Origin of the sequence: Streptomyces sp. NPDC051822 (genome assembly GCF_044452745.1) — a bacterium.
Lineage (GTDB): Bacteria > Actinomycetota > Actinomycetes > Streptomycetales > Streptomycetaceae > Streptomyces.
This window is the reverse complement of sequence record NZ_JBITBZ010000004.1, coordinates 44,413-62,496: the sequence shown is the minus strand read 5'-3', so window position 1 is coordinate 62,496 and position 18,084 is coordinate 44,413. Positions and strand designations below refer to the sequence as shown.

General features: G+C 71.3%; 20 protein-coding genes. 7 read left to right on the top strand and 13 right to left on the bottom strand.

Annotated features, from left to right (window positions below; translation table 11 throughout):
- Positions 1-57: 57 nt before the first annotated feature.
- Together ACIA8N_RS15305 and ACIA8N_RS15300 are read left to right on the top strand one after the other, a co-directional pair.
- Positions 58-1,341 (top strand): SAV2148 family HEPN domain-containing protein, encoded by a 1,284-nt coding sequence (locus ACIA8N_RS15305; protein ID WP_365780668.1) that lies wholly within the window; start codon positions 58-60, stop codon positions 1,339-1,341.
- Positions 1,342-1,407: 66 nt separating this feature from the next.
- Entirely contained in the window at positions 1,408-2,130 is a 723-nt protein-coding gene (locus tag ACIA8N_RS15300; protein ID WP_365780669.1) for a 3'-5' exonuclease, read from the top strand.
- A 200-nt stretch (positions 2,131-2,330) separates the two neighbouring features.
- Here ACIA8N_RS15300 and ACIA8N_RS15295 read toward each other — a convergent pair whose 3' ends face one another.
- Positions 2,331-3,188: an aminoglycoside phosphotransferase family protein gene (locus ACIA8N_RS15295; RefSeq protein ID WP_365780670.1), complete on the bottom strand. Its 858-nt coding sequence runs from the start codon at positions 3,186-3,188 to the stop codon at positions 2,331-2,333.
- Positions 3,189-3,331: 143 nt separating this feature from the next.
- Between ACIA8N_RS15295 and ACIA8N_RS15290 the strand changes: the two genes are divergently transcribed.
- The 5 genes from ACIA8N_RS15290 to ACIA8N_RS15270 all read left to right on the top strand — a co-directional run bounded on the left by ACIA8N_RS15290 (position 3,332) and on the right by ACIA8N_RS15270 (position 7,838).
- Positions 3,332-4,276 (top strand): sugar ABC transporter permease, encoded by a 945-nt coding sequence (locus ACIA8N_RS15290; protein WP_365780671.1) that lies wholly within the window; start codon positions 3,332-3,334, stop codon positions 4,274-4,276.
- Entirely contained in the window at positions 4,273-5,115 is an 843-nt protein-coding gene (locus tag ACIA8N_RS15285; protein WP_365780672.1) for a carbohydrate ABC transporter permease, read from the top strand. The genes ACIA8N_RS15290 and ACIA8N_RS15285 overlap by 4 nt, the downstream gene beginning before the upstream one ends.
- Positions 5,112-6,410: an ABC transporter substrate-binding protein gene (locus ACIA8N_RS15280; protein ID WP_030549523.1), complete on the top strand. Its 1,299-nt coding sequence runs from the start codon at positions 5,112-5,114 to the stop codon at positions 6,408-6,410. Before ACIA8N_RS15285 ends, ACIA8N_RS15280 begins: the two co-directional genes overlap by 4 nt.
- Before the next feature lie 141 nt (positions 6,411-6,551).
- On the top strand, positions 6,552-7,106 hold the full coding sequence (locus ACIA8N_RS15275; protein ID WP_030549524.1) for a DUF1697 domain-containing protein: 555 nt from the start codon (positions 6,552-6,554) through the stop codon (positions 7,104-7,106).
- 102 nt (positions 7,107-7,208) lie between these two features.
- Positions 7,209-7,838, top strand: coding sequence for a DsbA family protein (locus ACIA8N_RS15270; protein ID WP_365780673.1), 630 nt, complete (start codon positions 7,209-7,211; stop codon positions 7,836-7,838).
- A gap of 15 nt (positions 7,839-7,853) precedes the next feature.
- Here ACIA8N_RS15270 and ACIA8N_RS15265 read toward each other — a convergent pair whose 3' ends face one another.
- From ACIA8N_RS15265 to ACIA8N_RS15210, 12 genes are all read right to left on the bottom strand, one after another.
- A complete protein-coding gene (locus ACIA8N_RS15265; RefSeq protein ID WP_365780674.1) occupies positions 7,854-8,597 on the bottom strand; it encodes a sirohydrochlorin chelatase in 744 nt (247 codons plus the stop codon).
- Between the two features lie 7 nt (positions 8,598-8,604).
- Positions 8,605-9,498, bottom strand: coding sequence for an ABC transporter permease (locus ACIA8N_RS15260; RefSeq protein ID WP_365780675.1), 894 nt, complete (start codon positions 9,496-9,498; stop codon positions 8,605-8,607).
- Complete coding sequence (locus tag ACIA8N_RS15255; RefSeq protein ID WP_365780676.1) at positions 9,485-10,279, bottom strand: ABC transporter ATP-binding protein; 795 nt, start codon at positions 10,277-10,279, stop codon at positions 9,485-9,487. Before ACIA8N_RS15255 ends, ACIA8N_RS15260 begins: the two co-directional genes overlap by 14 nt.
- Positions 10,280-10,312: 33 nt before the next feature.
- Positions 10,313-11,422, bottom strand: coding sequence for an aliphatic sulfonate ABC transporter substrate-binding protein (locus tag ACIA8N_RS15250; protein ID WP_365780677.1), 1,110 nt, complete (start codon positions 11,420-11,422; stop codon positions 10,313-10,315).
- Between the two features lie 206 nt (positions 11,423-11,628).
- Entirely contained in the window at positions 11,629-12,972 is a 1,344-nt protein-coding gene (locus ACIA8N_RS15245) for a sulfate adenylyltransferase subunit 1 (RefSeq protein WP_030549535.1), read from the bottom strand.
- Positions 12,972-13,907 (bottom strand): sulfate adenylyltransferase subunit CysD, encoded by a 936-nt coding sequence (gene cysD, locus ACIA8N_RS15240; RefSeq protein ID WP_030146760.1) that lies wholly within the window; start codon positions 13,905-13,907, stop codon positions 12,972-12,974. Before cysD ends, ACIA8N_RS15245 begins: the two co-directional genes overlap by 1 nt.
- Positions 13,904-14,494, bottom strand: coding sequence for an adenylyl-sulfate kinase (cysC, locus tag ACIA8N_RS15235; protein WP_030549537.1), 591 nt, complete (start codon positions 14,492-14,494; stop codon positions 13,904-13,906). The genes cysD and cysC overlap by 4 nt, the downstream gene beginning before the upstream one ends.
- Positions 14,494-15,210 (bottom strand): phosphoadenylyl-sulfate reductase, encoded by a 717-nt coding sequence (locus tag ACIA8N_RS15230; protein WP_365780678.1) that lies wholly within the window; start codon positions 15,208-15,210, stop codon positions 14,494-14,496. The genes cysC and ACIA8N_RS15230 overlap by 1 nt, the downstream gene beginning before the upstream one ends.
- Positions 15,207-15,386 carry a hypothetical protein gene (locus ACIA8N_RS15225; RefSeq protein WP_078623323.1) on the bottom strand — a complete coding sequence of 60 codons (180 nt, stop codon included), beginning with the start codon at positions 15,384-15,386 and terminating at the stop codon, positions 15,207-15,209. The genes ACIA8N_RS15230 and ACIA8N_RS15225 overlap by 4 nt, the downstream gene beginning before the upstream one ends.
- Positions 15,383-17,080, bottom strand: coding sequence for a nitrite/sulfite reductase (locus ACIA8N_RS15220; RefSeq protein ID WP_365780679.1), 1,698 nt, complete (start codon positions 17,078-17,080; stop codon positions 15,383-15,385). Before ACIA8N_RS15220 ends, ACIA8N_RS15225 begins: the two co-directional genes overlap by 4 nt.
- A 136-nt stretch (positions 17,081-17,216) precedes the next feature.
- Positions 17,217-17,300: a putative leader peptide gene (locus tag ACIA8N_RS15215; protein WP_310591794.1), complete on the bottom strand. Its 84-nt coding sequence runs from the start codon at positions 17,298-17,300 to the stop codon at positions 17,217-17,219.
- 172 nt (positions 17,301-17,472) lie between these two features.
- Positions 17,473-18,042 (bottom strand): GNAT family N-acetyltransferase, encoded by a 570-nt coding sequence (locus ACIA8N_RS15210; protein WP_365780680.1) that lies wholly within the window; start codon positions 18,040-18,042, stop codon positions 17,473-17,475.
- Between the last annotated feature and the right edge of the window lie 42 nt (positions 18,043-18,084).

Below are 18,084 nucleotides of genomic sequence, written 5' to 3'. Positions count from 1 at the left end.
CTTGATCGTTGTCGGACCGGTCGACACGGGCGTCCAGGAGCAGAAGGCGGTGCGCGGGTGAGCTCGGGAGGTCTGGAGCTGCCCCCAGGGGATGCGGGCCGTGAGGGGGGCCCGGCGGACTCAGCCGAGGCGCCGCCCGGCGCGGTCGCCCCGCCGGGCGCCGTGCCGCCTGGCACGGTCACCGTCGCCCGCCCTGTGGAGATCGGGGCCGAGCTCGACTGGGGCGCCGAGGCCTGGAGCGAGGTCCGCACCCGCGCCCAGCGTGCCGGGCGGGCCTACATCTGGCTGAATCTCGTCGAACAGCGGCTCCGCGCCGTGGTCGCCGCCGTCCTGCGGCCCGTGTACGAACCGGTGCACGGCGAGGAGTGGGTGGTGGCCGCGGCCGGCCCGGCGGGCCAGGAGTGGGTGCAGCGCGCCGTCGCCGTGCGCGAGGTGTCGCGCCGCAAGGGCTACCTCCTCGACCCGGCCGACGACAACGTCCTCAGCTTCCTCACGCTGCCGCAGCTGCGCGAACTGATGGTCCAGCACTGGCCTTGCTTCGAGCCCTACTTCGACGACCGGCGCGAGGTCGAGCTCGCCCTCGACGAGCTGGAGGTCACGCGGAACGTGGTCTCCCGCAACCGTGCCCTCTCGCTGACCGTGCTCGCCCAGTCCGAGCGGGCCTCCGCCCGCATCCTGGAGATCCTCGGCAGCGGCGCCGGGGTGCCGTCCGCCGACCGGCTGCCCGTGGACGCGGTCGAGGACCTCGTCGGCGACCGGTACGCGGACGTGGTCTCCGTCCACCCCGACCGGGTGCGACTCCAGCGGCAGCTGCCCGCGGAGGACCTCTTCGGCGGCGCGCGCCGCCTCGACGCCACGGGCATAGGTCTCAATCTGCTCGTGCAGAACTTCTCCGGCCGGCGCATGGTCCGGCTCGCCGAGTCCGGTTGCAGGACCCGGCTCCTGTTCCTCAACCCGGCGAGCAGCGCGGTCAAACGCCGCGAGCGCGAACTCGGCCTCAGGAAGGGCGAGCTGAGCCGCTCCGTCGAGATGAACATCCTGCACATGCGGCGGGTCCGCTCCAAGCTCCGCGACCCGGGCGCCTTCCAGATCCACGTCTTCGACGAGACACCCCGCTTCACCGCCTACCTGGTGGACGGCGACGGGCCGGACGGGGTCGGCGTCGTCCAGTCCTACCTGCGCCGGGCCCGGGGCATGGAGGCCCCCGTCCTCGTACTGCGCGGCGGCGGGCGGAACGTGGTGCGGCACGGACAGGGCAGCCACGACGGCGACCACGGACTTTTCGAGACATACCGGGAGGAGTTCGAATCCGTCTGGCTCGACTCCCGACCGGTCTCCTGAACCCGTTGTCAGTGGCCCGTGCGAGGGTGGTCAGCACCACGGGGGAGATCACGTAAGGAGGACCCGATGGCTTGGCATGGGGAGACACTGGTCGGCTTCGACCTGGAGACCACCGGCACCGATCCGCTGGAGGCCCGGATCGTGACGGCCTCGATCGTCGCCGTCCACGAGGGACGGGTCGTCCGGCAGCGTGACTGGCTCGCCGACCCCGGCATCCGCATCCCCGAACAGGCTTCCGCCATCCACGGCATCAGCAGCGAGCGGGCCGCCGCCGAGGGCCGCCCGGTCCGGGAGGTCGCCGACGAGATCGCGGAGACCCTGACCGGGTACTGGAAGCAGGGCGTGCCGGTCGTGGCGTACAACGCCACCTTCGACCTGACGCTCCTCTCCGCCGAGCTGCGCCGCCACGGACTGCGCTCGCTGGGCGAGCGGCTCGGCGGCGCGGGCATCGGACCCGTCGTCGACCCGTACACCATCGACCGGGCCGTCGACCGCTACCGGCGCGGCAAGCGGAACCTCGAAGCGGTCTGCGGGGAGTACGGGGTGGTCCTCGAAGCCGCCCACCAGGCCGCCGCCGACGCGCTCGCCGCCGTCCGGGTCGCCGTCGCGATAGCCGAGCGGCACCCCGAGGTCGCCGCGATGCACCCGGCCGAACTCCACGAGCGGCAGATCGTCTGGTACCGCGCCTGGGCCGAGAACTTCCAGGCCTTCCTGCGCCGCAAGGGCGACACGGAGGCGGTCATCGACCCGGTCTGGCCCCTGCGCGACGCCGTACCCGTCCTTTCCTGACCGTTCTCCTCGAGGAACGAGGCGGCAGCTCGTTCACCCTCTCGGGCTGATCCAGCGGGAACCCGGCCGCGATGTCGCCCACCGACATGAGCGTCGCGCTCGCCACCCGGTCCGGCACGAACTGCGCGAGTCCCTGCGCCACTCACGAGCCCCAGTCGTGCCCGACCACCTCTCCTCCAGAAGAGGGAGCAGCCAAGAGGTCAGAACGGGTACCAGCGCACCTCGGGATCGCCGTCCCGCAGTGAGGCCACCCGCCGCTCGAATTCGGCCAGTGCCTTCGGGTTCGCCGGCGCGTGCTGCGCCACCCACGCGCAGCTCGCCGTCTCCCGCGCCCCCCGCAGCACCGCACACCCCTCCCACTCCCGGACGTCCCAGCCGTACGCCTCCGTGAACGCCTCGTACGCCGCCGGATCGAGGCCGTACCGGTCACGCGAGAGCGCGAGGACCACGAGGTCGTGCTCGCGCAGGTCCGAGGAGAAGGTCTCCAGGTCCACCAGGACCGGCCCCTCGGGACCGACGTGGACGTTCCGGGGGAGGGCGTCGCCGTGGATCGGGCCCGGCGGCAGATGCGGGGTCAGGGCCGCCGCCGCCGGGGCGAAGGAGTCGCGCCGCTCCCGCAGGAACGCCGCGTCCGCCGGGTCGATCGCGTCCCCCGCCAGCCGCAGCCACCGCTCCACCCCGCCGAGCAGCTCACGGCGGGGCAGCGTGAACCCCACCGGCTCCGGCAGGGCGTGCACGGCCCGCAGCAGCGGGGCGAGATCCCGGGGCTCCGTGGGCCGCACCGCCTCGGGCAGCCGGTGCCAGAAGGTCACCGGATGCCCCTCGACCAGACGCGGCTTCCCCTCGGCGGCCCGCACCGCCGGGACCCCGGCCTCGGCGAGCCAGCCGGCGAGCGCCAGCTCCCGCTCGGCCCGCTCGAACAGCTCAGCGTCCCGGCCGACCTTCACCACGAGATCGCCGACGGCGAGGACCGCGTTCTCCCCGAGCGACAGCAGCCGCGCCTCCCCGACCGGCGGCCCCGCCGCCGCCAGGATCTCCCGCGCCCGCGCCTCGTCCATCGACCTCTCCCTCACCTGTGCGTTTGAGCCAAAGTCTCGCATCCACGCAGCTCACCCCGCAGGCCGCCTTGACGGCCCGACGACCCGTCAGGACCATGACGGGGTTCCCACGGCGGCGGAGGCAGCGGACGGGGGTCGGATCGATGAGCTCGGCGACCGCGACGAAGCGGCCGGACGGGACGCGGACACCGCGCACCGTCCGCGCGGCACGCCCCCGAGGCCCCGACTTCGGCGCCTGGTTCCTGGTGCTCCCCGCGCTCCTGCCCATCCTGGTCCTCAGCGTCGGCCCGCTGCTCTACGGCATCGCGCTCGCCTTCACCGACGCCCAGTCGGGCCGCACCCAGGCCACCCGGTGGACGGGCACCCTCAACTTCCAGGACCTGCTGCACGACACCCTCTTCTGGGACTCGTTCCGCGTCGGCGTGGTCTGGGCCGTCGGGGTGACCGTCCCGCAGTTCCTCCTCGCCCTCGGCCTGGCCCTCCTGCTCAACCAGAAGCTCCGCTTCCGCTGGCTGGCACGGGCCCTCGCGATCATCCCCTGGGCGATGCCCGAGGTCGTCGTCGGCATCATGTGGCGGCTGGTCTACAACCCCGACGCCGGCATCCTCAACGAGACCCTCCGGAACCTCGGCCTCGGTGAGGGCCACGACTGGCTGTCCGGGCTCGCCACCGCACTCCCCGCCGTCATCGTCGTCGGCGTCTGGGCCGGCATGCCGCAGACCACCGTCGCCCTGCTCGCCGGCCTCCAGAACACCCCGCGCGAACTCCACGAGGCCGCCGCTCTCGACGGCGCCGGAGCCTGGCGCCGCTTCCGCACCGTCACCTGGCCCGCACTCCGACCGGTCGCCCTCGCCATCACCGCCCTCAACCTCATCTGGAACTTCAACTCCTTCGCCCTGGTCTACGTGCTCACCAGCGGCGGACCCGGCGGCCGCACCCGGCTCCCCATGCTCTTCGCCTACGAAGAGGCCTTCCGCTACGGACAGTTCGGCTACGCCGCCGCGATGGGCTGCGTGATGATCGCCGCCGTCTCGGTGCTCATCGCCCTCTCCCTCGTACGCCGGCTGAAAGGGGACCAGGACCGGTGAGCGCCCTCCGGACGAGCGGACCCGCGCGGATCGGCCAGTACCTCGCCCTCCTCGCGTACCTGGTCTTCCTCGCCTTCCCCTTCCTCTGGCTCGTCTCCACCGCCTTCAAGCCCGCGCCCGAGCTGGCCTCGCTCCACCCCACCTGGATCCCCGAGGACCCCACGCTCGGCAACTTCCGGCAGGCCTTCGACGAACAGCCCCTGCTCAGGGCCGCCGTGAACAGCCTGATCGCCGCCGTCTCCGCCGCCCTCATCGCGGTCGCCGTCGCCACCCCGCTCGCCTACGTCACGGCCCGCCACCGGGGCAGGCTCGCCTCGGCCGCCACCGGCTGGGTCGTGATCAGCCAGGCGTTCCCCTTCGTCCTGGTGATCATCCCGCTCTTCCTGATCCTCAAGAACCTCCACCTCGTCAACAGCGTCCTCGGCCTCGTCCTGGTCTACGTGGTCTGGTCGCTGCCCTTCGCCCTCTGGATGCTCATGGGATACGTCAGGGCCGTCCCCGCCGAGCTCGAAGAGGCCGCCGCCGTCGACGGCGCGGGGCGGCTGCGCACCCTCGTCTCCGTCACCGCACCGCTGCTCGCCCCCGGCATCGTCGCCACCGCCCTCTTCGCCTTCGTCACCGCGTGGAACGAGTTCTTCTTCGCGCTCGTCCTGCTCAAGACCCCGGAGAAGCAGACCCTGCCGGTCGTCCTCACCCACTTCCTCGGAGCCGAGGGCGTCGCCGACCTCGGCCCGCTCGCCGCGGCGGCGTTCCTCGCGACGCTGCCCTCCCTCGTCGTCTTCGCCCTCCTCCAGCGACGGATCACCGGCGGGATGATGGCCGGGGCGGTGAAGTCATGAGGAGGATCCTCACCGCCGCCGCCGCGCTCGCCCTGCTCCTCACCGGATGCACGGCCGGCGACAAGGGCCCCGACGACGGAGTCGTACGGCTCCGCTTCCAGTCCCTCGCCTGGCAGAAGGAGTCCGTCGACGCCAACCGGCAGCTCGTGGACGAATGGAACGCCACCCACCCCCGCGTCCAGATCGACTACGTCCAGGGCAGCTGGGACTCCGTCCACGACCAGCTCCTCACCTCCTTCGAGGGCGGCGAGGCCCCCGACCTCATCCACGACGCCTCCGACGACCTGGCCGACTTCGCCTACGGCGGCCACCTCGCCGACCTGCGCCCACTGCTGTCCGAGCGGCTGCGCGCCGACATCCCCGCCCGCAGTTGGGAGACCACCACCTTCGGCCCCGACAAGGGCGTCTACGGCGTGCCGTTCCTCCAGGAACCGCGCGTGATCATCGCCAACCGGAAGATCCTGCAATCCTCCGGCGTCCGCGTCCCCACGCCGGAGAAGCCCTGGAGCTGGCCCGAGTTCCGGCAGATCGCCCAGGACCTCACCCGCACCATGGGCCCCGGCGGGTACGCCGTCGCCTGGCCCCTCAAGGAACCGGTCTCCGTCAGCCTCAACCTCGGGCTCTCCGCGGGCGGCCGGCTCTTCCACCGCGAAGCCGACGGACGGGTCACCATCCGCTTCACGGAGTCCGACGCCGTCGTCCCCGGCACCATCCACGACCTGGTCGTCACCGACCGCACCGCCCCGCGCACCACCCTCGGCAGCGGCGGCTCCGACACCCTGCCCGGCTTCTTCGCCGGCAAGTACGCCATGGTCCCGCTCGGCTTCGCCTACCGGCAGCAGATCGCCCAACAGGCCCCGAAGGGCTTCGAGTGGACCGTGCTGCCCGCCCCCGCCGGGGACGCCGGGCTCGCCCAGGGCGTCTCCCCGCAGACCCTGTCGATCGCCGAGGACAGCCCGTACAAGAAGGAGGCGGCGGAGTTCCTCGACTTCTTCCTCCGGCCGGAGAACATGGTGCGGCTCGCCCGCGGCGACTGGATGCTGCCCACCGGTACGAAGGCCCTCGCCGACCCCTCGCTGCACACCGCGGAGGACGGCTGGGCGACCGGCGCGGCGGTGGCGCAGCGGCTGCGGCCCGCGCCCGCGCAGTCGGTACGGGGCTATCCGGAGTGGAAGGACAAGGTCGCGACCCCGGCCTTCCAGGAGTACTACAGCGGGGCCATCGACGTGGGGGAGCTGCGCAGAAGGCTGGTGGAGGACGGCAACCGGGTGCTCGCCCGCTATCAGCGCAAATGATGGATTCGCGATTACGAAACCTTGTTGAATAAGTCACAGATGAGTGAAGGGTCTTCTCCCCGATCCCCTCCATCGGCCAGTGTTCGAACCGGCCACCGTGCCGCCCCCCACGAGGCGCGGTGGCCCACTTAGAGTGAGGCCATGACGCAGACATACGCGCTCCTGCTCCGCGGAATCAACGTCAGCGGGCACCGCAAGGTCCCCATGCCGGAGCTGCGGGCCGTCCTCGAAGAACTCGGGCACCGGAACGCGCGCACGCATCTGCAGAGCGGGAACGCCGTCTTCACCACCGACTCCACCGCCGGCGAGGACGCGCTCACCACCCAGATCGAGGACGCGATCGAGAGCCGCTTCGGCTTCCGCGTCGACTGCCTCGTCCGGGACGGCGACTACCTCGCGGCCGTGGCGGCCGCCTGCCCCTTCCCCGCCGCCGAGCTCGAGGGCAAACAGCTCCACGCCTTCTACCTCTCCGGGCCCGCGGACCCGGAGCGCTTCGCCGGGATCGACCGCGCCGCCTACCTCCCCGAGGACTTCGCCCTCGGCGACCGGGTCCTCTACCTCCACGTCCCCGAAGGCCTGGGCAGGTCGAAGCTGGCCGACGTCCTCACCCGGCCGTCCGTCGTCAAGGGCCTGGTGGTCACCGCCCGCAACTGGAACACCGTGGTCAAGCTGGTGGAGATGACCCGGGAGGCCTGACGGCCCGAGCGGCTCGAGTGGGCCGAGCGGCCCGAATGGCCCAGCCCGGGGGCTGTCGATTGGCCCAGGGCGACGGGCCATTCGCTGGCTAGATTCGGTCGTATGACGACCACCACCGAGACCGCGACCCGTCCCACCGTCGACTTCTTCTTCGACCCGGCCTGCCCCTTCGCCTGGATCACCTCCCGCTGGATCCTGGAGGTTGAACGGCACCGGGACATCGACCTCCGCTTCAGGGTCATGAGCCTGTACCTGCACAACGAGGGCAACACCCTGCCCGACTGGTACCGCGCCCTGGTCGACGCCTCGATCGGACCCGTCCGGGTCGCCGCGGCCGCCGCCGCACAGCACGGCGAGGAGATCCTCCGCCCGCTCTACACCGCGTACGGCACCCGCATCCACGAGCAGAAGCGCGACGACCTCGACGCCGTCGTCGACGAGTCCCTCGCCGAACTGGGCCTCCCCGCGGCGCTCGCGAAGGCCGCCCACGACCCCGCGTACGACGAGGAAGTCCGCCGCCACCACGACGCCGGCAGGGAACCCGACACCGGGGCGTACGTCGGCACCCCGACGATCCACGTCGACGGCACCGTCTGGTTCGGCCCGGTCCTGCGCGCGATCCCGCGCGGCGAGCAGGCCGCCGAACTCTTCGACGGCTTCCGCGTCCTGGCCGCCCACCCCGACTTCTTCGAACTCAAGCGGACCCGCACCGGAAGCCTCGACCCGGCCTGATCCGAAGGGCAGGACCTAACCGGCCGCCGCGGTCACGCACTCCGAGGCACGAAGTGCGCCGTCGTACCGCTCCACGAGCAGCGCTGCCAGTTCGGGGGAGGGGCCGAGGACGTCCGCCAGGACGTCGGCCTCCGCCGCGCCCGCCGCGATGCGGTCGGGGAGACGGCCCGGGGCGATCACGTACGGGGCGACCGCCACCCGGCGCACCCCGTCGGCGCGCAGGGCCAGGACCGCGTCCTCGGTCCTGGGAAGGGATGCGGAGGCGAACGCGGGCCGCACGGAGCACCAACCGGTGCGCCGCAGCTCCCGCGCCGTTTCTGCGATCACCGCGATCGCCTCCGGGTCGGTGGAGCCCGCCGAGGCAAGGACGACCCCGGTCGTGCTCTTGTCGCCGGGCGTGAGCCCGGCCTCGTACAGCCGTCGTTCCACCGCCGCGACCAGCAGCGGCGAGGGCCCCAGGACCTCCGCCTGCCGGATCCGCAGCGAGGGCGGGGCCTGCCGCAGGACGGCGGGGACGTCGGCCTTCGCGTGGAAGGCGCGGGTCAACAGCAGCGGCAGCGCCACCACGTCCCGTACCCCCTCGGCGGCGAGCCGGTCGAGGACCCCCGTCACCGACGGCAGGTTGAAGTCCAGGAACGCCGTCTCCACGCGCAGCCCCGGCCGCAGCGCACCGGCCCGGCGCACCAGCGCCTGGACGGTCGCCGCGTGCCGCGGATCGCGGCTGCCGTGGGCGACGACGAGGAGGACAGGCCTGTTCACGCCGGACTCAGCCCTTCGCGAGCAGACCGCGGCGGCGCAGCACCGCGCGCTCCAGCGGGCTGAAGATCAGCAGGTCGATGGCGATGCCGACGAACAGGATCAGGATGATCGCCAGGAAGATGCCCGCCATGTCGATGTTGTTGCGGCCGTTCTCCAGGAGCTGGCCGAGGCCTAGGCCCAGGTCCGGAGAGGACGCGATGATCTCCGCGGCCATCAGCGAACGCCACGAGAAGGCCCAGCCCTGCTTCAGGCCCGCCAGATAGCCCGGCAGCGCGGCCGGCATGACGATGAACCAGGCGCCCTTGAGCCCGGTCGCGCCGAGCGTCTGGCCGGCCCGCAGGTAGAGCGGCGGGACCTGGTCGACACCGGCGACGAGGCCGTTGGCGATCGACGGGACGGCGCCGAGCAGGATCACCGCGTACATCATGCTGTCGTTGAGGCCGAGCCAGAGGACGGCGGGCGCCACCCAGGCCACGGACGGCAGCGACTGGAGTCCGGCGAGGATCGGGCCGATCGCCGCGCGCACGAACTTCACCCGGGAGACCAGGAGTCCGAGCGGGGTGCCGATGGCCAGGGCCAGGAGGAAGCCGAACAGGGCGCGGGAGACGCTGGTCCACAGGACTTCGAGGAGCGTGCCCTCCAGCCACATCGTGGTCAGGCTATCCCACACCGCGGACGGAGCGGGCAGCTTGTACGCGTCCGTGACCTCAAGGGTGACGAGCAGCTGCCACACCACCAGGACGAGCAGTGCGGCGACGACCGGCGGCAGCACCTTCTTGAGCAGCACCTCGCGGACCGGGGTCCGCCGGACCTGCACGCTGTCCAGGGCGTCGAGACCGGCCTCCAGGCCGGCCAGGTCATCGGCCTTGTGCGCCTTCGGGCTGGTTTCAGTGCTGGCCATGACGGCGGATCTCCCCACGCAGGTGCTCGGTGATCTCAAGGGAGAGCTCCGCGACGTCGGAGTCCTCGATACGGCGCGGCTGGGGGATGTCGATGGTCCACTCGTGCGCGATCCGGCCCGGCCGCGACGAGAGGAGGACGACGCGCTCGGCCAGCCGCACGGCCTCGCGCACGTTGTGGGTGACGAAGAGCACCGAGAGCCGGGTCTCCCGCCAGATCCGGGTCAGTTCGTCGTGCAGCACGTCCCGGGTGATGGCGTCGAGCGCCGCGAACGGCTCGTCCATCAGGAGGAGGTCGCTGTCCTGGGCGAGCGCGCGGGCCAGCGCGACGCGCTGGCGCATGCCGCCGGACAGTTCGTGGACCCGCTTGCCGTACGAGCCGCCGAGCCGGACCAGTTCGAGCAGCCGCTCGGCCTCGGTCCGCCGCTCGGCCTTGGGCACCCCGCGCAGCCGCAGGGCCAGTTCGATGTTCTTGCCCGCGGTGAGCCACGGGAAGAGGGCGTGCTCCTGGAACATCAGGGCCGGCCGGCCGCCGGGGGTCTCGATGGACCCCGCGGACGGCCGGTCGATCCCGGCGACCAGGTTGAGCAGCGTGGACTTGCCGCAGCCCGAGGCGCCCAGGAGGGTGACGAACTCGCCCGGGGCGACATCGAGCGAGATGTCGTCGAGGACGAGCTGCCCGCCGGCGGGTCCGCCGAAGGACTTGGAGACATGCTCGATGCGGGCGGCATGGGTCACCGCCGCACGGTCCTCGGCCTTGGCGAGCGTCGCGGTCGTGGCCATGGTCGTCACCTCCTGGGAATCAGCTGCGGACTGTTACTTCACGCCGAGACCGGCGTCGGAGACCTCGGGCCTGCCCGCGGCCTTCAGGACCTTGTTGAGCGGCTTCAGGTCGTAGATGCCGGACAGCTCCGGCTTCTCCAGGAGACCGGCCTTCACCGCGTGGTCCGCCTGCGCCTGGAGCGTGGCCGCCAGCGGGTCGTCGGTGAACTGGATGGACGGCCACGCGGCGTCGATCACCTTGGCGCCCAGCGCCTTGCCGGACAGGTCCTTCAGCTTGGCGTTGGCCGAGGCCTTCGCCTTGTCCTGGTTGGCGTTGATCCACTCGTTGGTCTTCACCGTGCCCCGCAGGAACGCCTCGACGACGTCGGGGTGCTCCGTGAGGAACTTCTGCGACACGATGATGTTCGTGATCACGAACTTCTTGTCCGGCCACAGGTCGGACTCGTCGAGCAGCACCTTCGCGCCGTCGCTGACCAGCTTCGACGCGGTCGGCTCGGGCACCCAGGCGCCGTCGATGGCGCCGGAGGCGTAGGCGTTCGGGGTGACCTTGTTGTCCGTACGGACCACGGAGACGTCGCCCTTGCCGCTCTCGGCGTCGACCTTCCAGCCCTTCTCGGAGATCCAGTTGAGGAAGGCCACGTCCTGCGTGTTGCCGTGCTGCGGGGTGGCGATCTTCTTGCCCTTGAGGTCGTCCAGGGTCTTGATCTTCGCGGGGTTCACGACGAGCTTCACACCGCCGGAGGCGGCGCCGCCGATGATCCGCAGGTTCGCGCCCTTGGTCTTGACGTAGCCGTTGATCGACGGCGAGGGGCCGATGAAGCCGATGTCGATCGAGCCGGCGTTGAGCGCCTCGATCTCGGAAGGACCGGCGTTGAAGGTGGTGGGCACCAGCCTGGTGCCGCCCAGCTCCTTCTGGAGGATGCCCTCCTGGTCGCCCACGAGCGCGGTGGCGTGGGTGAGGTTGGGGAAGTACCCGAGCCGTACGGTGTCGGCGGAGAGCTTCGCGCCCTCGGCGGCCACCTTCTTCTCGTCGTTCTTGGCCTGGGAGCCGTAACCGCAGGAGGCGAGTGCGCCGATCAGCAGCGGCAGAGCGGCGGCGGCGGCGAGGCCGCGGCGCAGGGTGGTACGGGTGGTGGCAGGCACGGGAGGTTTTCCCCTCGATTCAGCGTTTTCGAAGTCTGCGTCTATGTCGTTCGGCGTGGAGCGGGTGGAGCGGGGTCGCGCCGCACATGCGGCGCGTCGAGGTCAGCACGCACATCGCGCGACACCTCCGCGGCCCGCGCCGAGGGCGCCGGAGCCCACCCGGCCGCCCTCCTTCGCGAAGGAGGCGTACATGTCCTGACTGGCCATCAGAAGTCCCACCCTTCCTCGTCCTCGACGACCGTGACGGTCTTCGTCGTGGCGAACGACTCGCCCGCCATGCCCGCCGCGAGCGTGGTGCCGTCCGCCGGGTCGATCAGCAGGAACGAACCGGTACGGCGCGAGTCGGCGTACGCGTCGAGCGCGAGCGGCTCGGCCGTGCGCACCACGACTCGGCCGATGTCGTTGGCGACCAGCTGACCCGGGTTCGGGTGCTGCGAGAGGTCGTCGAGGGTCAGCCGCGAGGGGATCTCCTTGACGATCGCCTTGACCGTGCGGGTGGTGTGCTTGAGCAGCACCCGCTGGCCGACGGCGAGCGCCTGGTCCGCCACGTGGCAGACGGTCGCCTCGATGTCCTGCGTGGTCGCCGGGGCGTCACCGCTCGGGGCGAGCAGGTCGCCGCGCGAGATGTCGATGTCGTCGGCGAGCCGGATCGTGACCGACTGCGGCGCCCAGGCGATGTCCACGGACTCACCGAGCGCGTCGATTCCGGTGATCGTGGAGGTCTTCCCCGACGGCAGGACGGTGATCTCCTCGCCGACCCGGAAGGCACCGGCCGCGATCTGGCCGGCGTAGCCCCGGTAGTCGGGGTGCTCGGCGGTCTGCGGGCGGATCACGTACTGCACGGGGAAGCGCGCGTGGCAGCTCGTCAGGTCGTGGCTGACCGGCACGGTCTCCAGGTGTTCGAGGACCGTGGGGCCGCCGTACCAGTCCATGTTGGCGGACGGCTCCACGACGTTGTCGCCGGCGAGCGCCGAGATCGGGATCGCGGTGATCTCCGGGACGCCCAGCTCGGAGGCGTACGTCGTGAACTCCTCTGCGATGGCGGCGAAGACGGGCTCGGCGTACTCGACGAGGTCCATCTTGTTCACGGCCAGGACCACGTGCGGGACGCGGAGCAGCGCGGCGACGGCGGCGTGCCGGCGGGTCTGCTCGACGACGCCGTTGCGGGCGTCGACCAGGACCACGGCCAGCTCGGCGGTGGAGGCACCGGTGACCATGTTCCGCGTGTACTGCACGTGCCCCGGGGTGTCGGCGAGGATGAACCGGCGGCGGGGCGTCGCGAAGTAGCGGTACGCCACGTCGATGGTGATGCCCTGCTCACGCTCGGCGCGCAGGCCGTCGGTGAGGAGCGCCAGGTCGGGCGCCTCCTGGCCACGGGAACGCGAGGCGTGCTCGACGGCCTCCAGCTGGTCCGCGAGGACCGACTTGGAGTCGTGGAGCAGGCGGCCCACCAGGGTGGACTTGCCGTCGTCGACGGAGCCGGCGGTGGCGAAGCGCAGCAAGGTGGTGGCCGCCAGCTGCTCGGTCAGCTGCTCGGTGGACGTGCTCATTAGAAGTACCCTTCGCGCTTGCGGTCTTCCATCGCGGCCTCGGACATCTTGTCGTCGGCGCGGGTCGCGCCCCGCTCGGTCAGCCGGGAGGCGGCGATCTCGGCGATGACGGCGTCGAGCGTGGTGGCGTCGGAGTCGACGGCGCCGGTGCAGGACATGTCGCCGACGGTGCGGTAGCGGATGAGCCGCGTCTCGACCGTCTCGGTGTCCTTCGGGCCGCCCCACTCGCCCGCGGTCAGCCACATGCCGCTGCGGGCGAACACCTCGCGCTCGTGGGCGAAGTAGATGTCGGGGAGCTCGATCTTCTCGCGCTGGATGTACTGCCAGACGTCGAGCTCGGTCCAGTTCGACAGCGGGAAGACGCGGACGTGCTCGCCGGGGGCGTGCCGGCCGTTGTAGAGCTGCCACAGCTCGGGGCGCTGGCGGCGCGGGTCCCACTGCGAGAACTCGTCGCGGAGGCTGAACACCCGCTCCTTGGCGCGGGCCTTCTCCTCGTCGCGGCGGCCGCCGCCGAAGACGGCGTCGAAGCGGTGCTGCTGGATCGCCTCGGTCAGCGGGACGGTCTGCAGCGGGTTGCGGGTGCCGTCGGGGCGCTCGCGGAGCTTGCCCGCGTCGATGTAGTCCTGCACGGAGGCGACGTGCAGCCGCAGTCCGTGCCGGGCGACGACGCGGTCGCGGTACTCGAGGACCTCGGGGAAGTTGTGCCCGGTGTCGACGTGCAGCAGCGTGAAGGGGACCGGCGCGGGGGCGAAGGCCTTCAGCGCCAGGTGCAGCATGACGATCGAGTCCTTGCCGCCGGAGAAGAGGATCACCGGCCGCTCGAACTCGCCCGCCACCTCACGGAAGATGTGGACGGCCTCGGACTCCAGGGAGTCCAGGTGCGACAGCGCGAACGGGCTGTCGGTGGCGTCGTGGAGATGAGCGACGGTGGTCACAGCAGACCCCTCTCGGTGAGCAGCGCGTGGAGCTGCGCCGCGGACTCCTGCACGGTCTGGTTCTGGGACTCGATCCGCAGGTCGGGCGTCTCGGGTGCCTCGTACGGGTCGTCGACCCCGGTGAGGCCGCTGATCTCGCCCGCGGCCTGCTTGGCGTAGAGGCCCTTCACGTCGCGGACGGAGCAGACCTCGACGGGGGTGGCGACGTGCACCTCGACGAAGGCGGTGCCCTCGGCCTGGTGGCGCTTGCGGACGGCCTCGCGGCTGTCGGCGTACGGGGCGATGACCGGGACCAGGACCTGCACGCCCTGCGAGGCGAGGAGTTCGGCGACGAAGCCGATGCGCTGCACGTTGGTGTGCCGGTCCTCGCGGCTGAAGCCGAGACCCGCCGACAGGAACTCGCGGATCTCGTCGCCGTCGAGGACCTCGACGCGGTGGCCCTCGCCGCGCAGCCGGCCGGCCAGCTCGTACGCGATGGTGGTCTTGCCGGCGCTCGGCAGGCCGGTGAGCCAGATGGTGGCACCGGTCACGTGGGTCTCCTGGGAGGTGTGGGAGGTCTCGGGGGAGGTCTGAGGGGTGGTGGTCATCAGCCGTGCAGCCCGCATTCGGTCTTGGCACGGCCCGCCCAGCGTCCGGCGCGGGCGTCCTCGCCCTCCAGGACGCGGCGGGTGCAGGGGGCGCAGCCGACGGAGGCGTACCCGTCCATGAGGAGCGGGTTGGTGAGGACACCGTGCTCGGTGACGTACGCGTCGACGTCGTCCTGCGTCCAGCGGGCGATGGGGGAGACCTTGACCTTGCGCCGCTTCTCGTCCCAGCCGACGACCGGGGTGTTCGCCCGGGTCGGGGACTCGTCGCGGCGCAGCCCCGTCGCCCACGCGCTGTACCGGGTCAGGCCCTCCTCGAGCGGCTTGACCTTGCGCAGCGCGCAGCACCGGTCGGGGTCGCGGTCGTGCAGCTCGGGGCCGTACTCGGCGTCCTGCTCGGCCACCGTCTGACGCGGGGTCAGGGTGATGACGTTGACGTCCATGACGGCGTCCACGGCGTCACGGGTGCCGATGGTCTCCTCGAAGTGGTAGCCGGTGTCGAGGAAGACGACGTCCACGCCGGGTCGGACCCGGGAGGCGAGGTGGGCGACGACCGCGTCCTCCATGGAGGACGTGACGCAGAAGGCGTCGCCGAAGGTGTCGGCCGCCCACCGGAGGATCTCCAGGGGGGAGGCGTCCTCCAGCTCGCGGCCGGCCTGTTCGGCGAGTGCCTTGAGGTCGGCCGCTGTCGCGTCCTCGTTCACCTGAGTGACCGTCATATCTCTTTCCCTCCAGCGTTGTTGCTTGAAGTGCCCGGGGCGAGCAGCCCCAGGAACTTCAACTGGAAGGCTCGGCTGCACGCGGCGCATTCCCAGGCGCCGTGACCCTGCTCGTTCGGACGCAGGTCCTCGTCGCCGCAGTAGGGGCAGTGGAACGGTGCGGCGCGCTCGCTCATGAGAGGGCCTCCTCGGAGGCGCGCGACGCCCAGGTGGCGAAGCGCTCGCCGGTCTCGCGCTCCGCCTGGAAGCGCTTGAGGACCCGCTCGACGTAGTCGGGGAGCTCGGTCGCGGTGACCTTGAGGCCCCGGACCTTGCGGCCGAAGCCGGCCTCCAGGCCGAGGGCGCCGCCCAGGTGCACTTGGTAGCCCTCGACGCGGTTGCCGTCGTCGTCCAGGACCAGCTGGCCCTTGAGGCCGATGTCCGCGACCTGGATGCGGGCGCAGGCGTTCGGGCAGCCGTTGATGTTGATCGTCAGCGGCTCGTCGAACTCCGGGATACGGCGCTCCAGTTCGTCGATGAGCGAGGCGCCCCGCGCCTTGGTCTCGACGATCGCGAGCTTGCAGAACTCGATGCCGGTGCAGGCCATCGTGCCGCGCCGGAACGGGGTCGGGTTCACCCGCAGGTCGAGGGCCTCCAGGGCGGCGACCGCCGACTCGACCTGTGCCTCCTCGACGTCGAGCAGGATCAGCTTCTGGTCCGCGGTGGTGCGCAGCCGGCCGGAGCCGTGCTGCTCGGCCAGGCCCGCGATCTTGGTGAGGGTGGCGCCGTCGACCCGGCCCACGCGCGGGGCGAAGCCGATGTAGAAGCGGCCGTCCTTCTGGCGGTGCACGCCCATGTGGTCGCGCCACTGTCCGGCGGGCTGCTCGGGGGCGGGGCCGTCGGTCAGTTCGCGCTTGAGGTACTCGTCCTGCAGGACCTGGCGGAACTTCTCCGGGCCCCAGTCGGCGACGAGGAACTTCAGCCGGGCGCGGTTGCGCAGGCGGCGGTATCCGTAGTCGCGGAAGATCGAGATGACGCCCTCGTAGACGTCCGGGACCTCGTCGAGCGAGACCCAGGTGCCGAGGCGGACGCCGAGCTTGGGGTTGGTGGAGAGGCCGCCGCCGACCCAGACGTCGAAGCCGGGGCCGTGCTCCGGGTGGTGCACGCCGACGAAGGCGATGTCGTTGATCTCGTGCGCCACGTCGAGCTGCGGCGAGCCGGAGACCGCGGACTTGAACTTGCGGGGCAGGTTGGAGAAGTCCTTGTTGCCGACGATCCTCCGGTAGATCTCGTCGATGGCGGGCGTGCCGTCGATGATCTCGTCCTCGGCGATGCCGGCGACGGGGGAGCCGAGGATGACGCGCGGGGTGTCGCCGCAGGCCTCCGTGGTGGACAGGCCGACCGCCTCCAGGCGGTTCCAGATCTCGGGGACGTCCTCGATGCGGATCCAGTGGTACTGGACGTTCTGCCGGTCGGTGATGTCCGCCGTGCCGCGGGCGAACTCCTCCGAGATCTCGCCGATGACCCTGAGCTGCTCGGTGGTCAGCCGGCCGCCGTCGATGCGGACGCGGAGCATGAAGTACTCGTCGTCCAGCTCCTCCGGCTCCAGGACGCCCGTCTTGGTGCCGTCCAGGCCCTGCTTGCGCTGGGTGTAGAGGCCCCACCAGCGCATGCGGCCGCGCAGGTCGTTGGGGTCGATGGAGTCGAAGCCACGCTTCGAGTAGACCGTCTCAATACGTGTCCGTACGTTGAGACCGTCGTCGTCCTTCTTGAACTGCTCATTGCCGTTCAGGGGGGTGAAGTGCCCCACGGCCCACTGACCCTCGCCACGGTGGCGCCCGGCCTTGCGGCGGGCGGCGGCGGGAGTGGGGTTTTCCGGGGTGGCGGCCATGGCGTCTTGTCCTTCGGGACTGCGAGAGGGCGGCTCTGACCTGCACACTGGCGCTCAGGTCAGAGGGTGGCGCGTCAGTGCGCAGCAGGGTGGGGCAGAGTCGGGCTGTGAGGAGATCGCGGCGGTGCTGGTTCTCTCAGCGCGCCGGACAGATGGCGCTGGACATGCGGCCGAGGTCGACGTGCCGCCGACTCACCAAGGCAATTCCAGTTCCAGACATGACGGAAGCGTGTCACGGGACTTTGGACCCAGTCCAGCATCGTCCAGAATGCGGACATAGTCGTCTCGCTTGTCGAGATGGTGTGGTGTGGGTCACGTGAAAGGGGCCCTGATCAGGGCCCCTTCAGGTCGGGATGCCGGAAGCGACCGGCCCTAGGGCCTGTCGTTCGGCCCTAGGCGTGGGCGCCGGGCCACGGGCCGGGCGTCTCGCTCTCCTCGACCTCCTCGACCTTGGTGTCGAACAGCCGGAAGCCGCGCCGCTCGTAGTTGGCCATCGCGTGCGGTCCGTCGAGGGAGCAGGTGTGCAGCCAGACGCGCTTCGTCGTCTCCCGCCCGGGCCACCGCTCGGCCAGGTCCCAGGCCCGCGCCGCTCCGTACGAGAGGAGGTGGCCGCCGATCCGGCGCCCCCGGAAGGCCGGGATCAGGCCGAAGTAGACGATCTCCACCGCGCCGTCGTCCTGCGGGTCCAGCTCCACGTACCCGGCCGGCGTCCCCTTGTCGTACGCCACCCAGATCTCGGCCCCCGGCTTCTCGACGATCTCCTGCCACTGCTTGTACGTCAGCGACAGGCGGTCGTTCCAGCGGATGTCGCCTCCGACGGCCGTATAGAGGAAGCGGCTGAACTCCGCCGAGGGCACCTCGGCGCGCCGGACGACCACGTCGTCGCCCTGCGGCGGGGTGGCGGGGCGCAGGTCGGACGGCGAGGTCTGTTCGAGGGACCAGGTGGTGAGAGTGATGCTCATAAGGTCATCGCATCATGCGGAGCGGCTGATTCCCACCCTGTT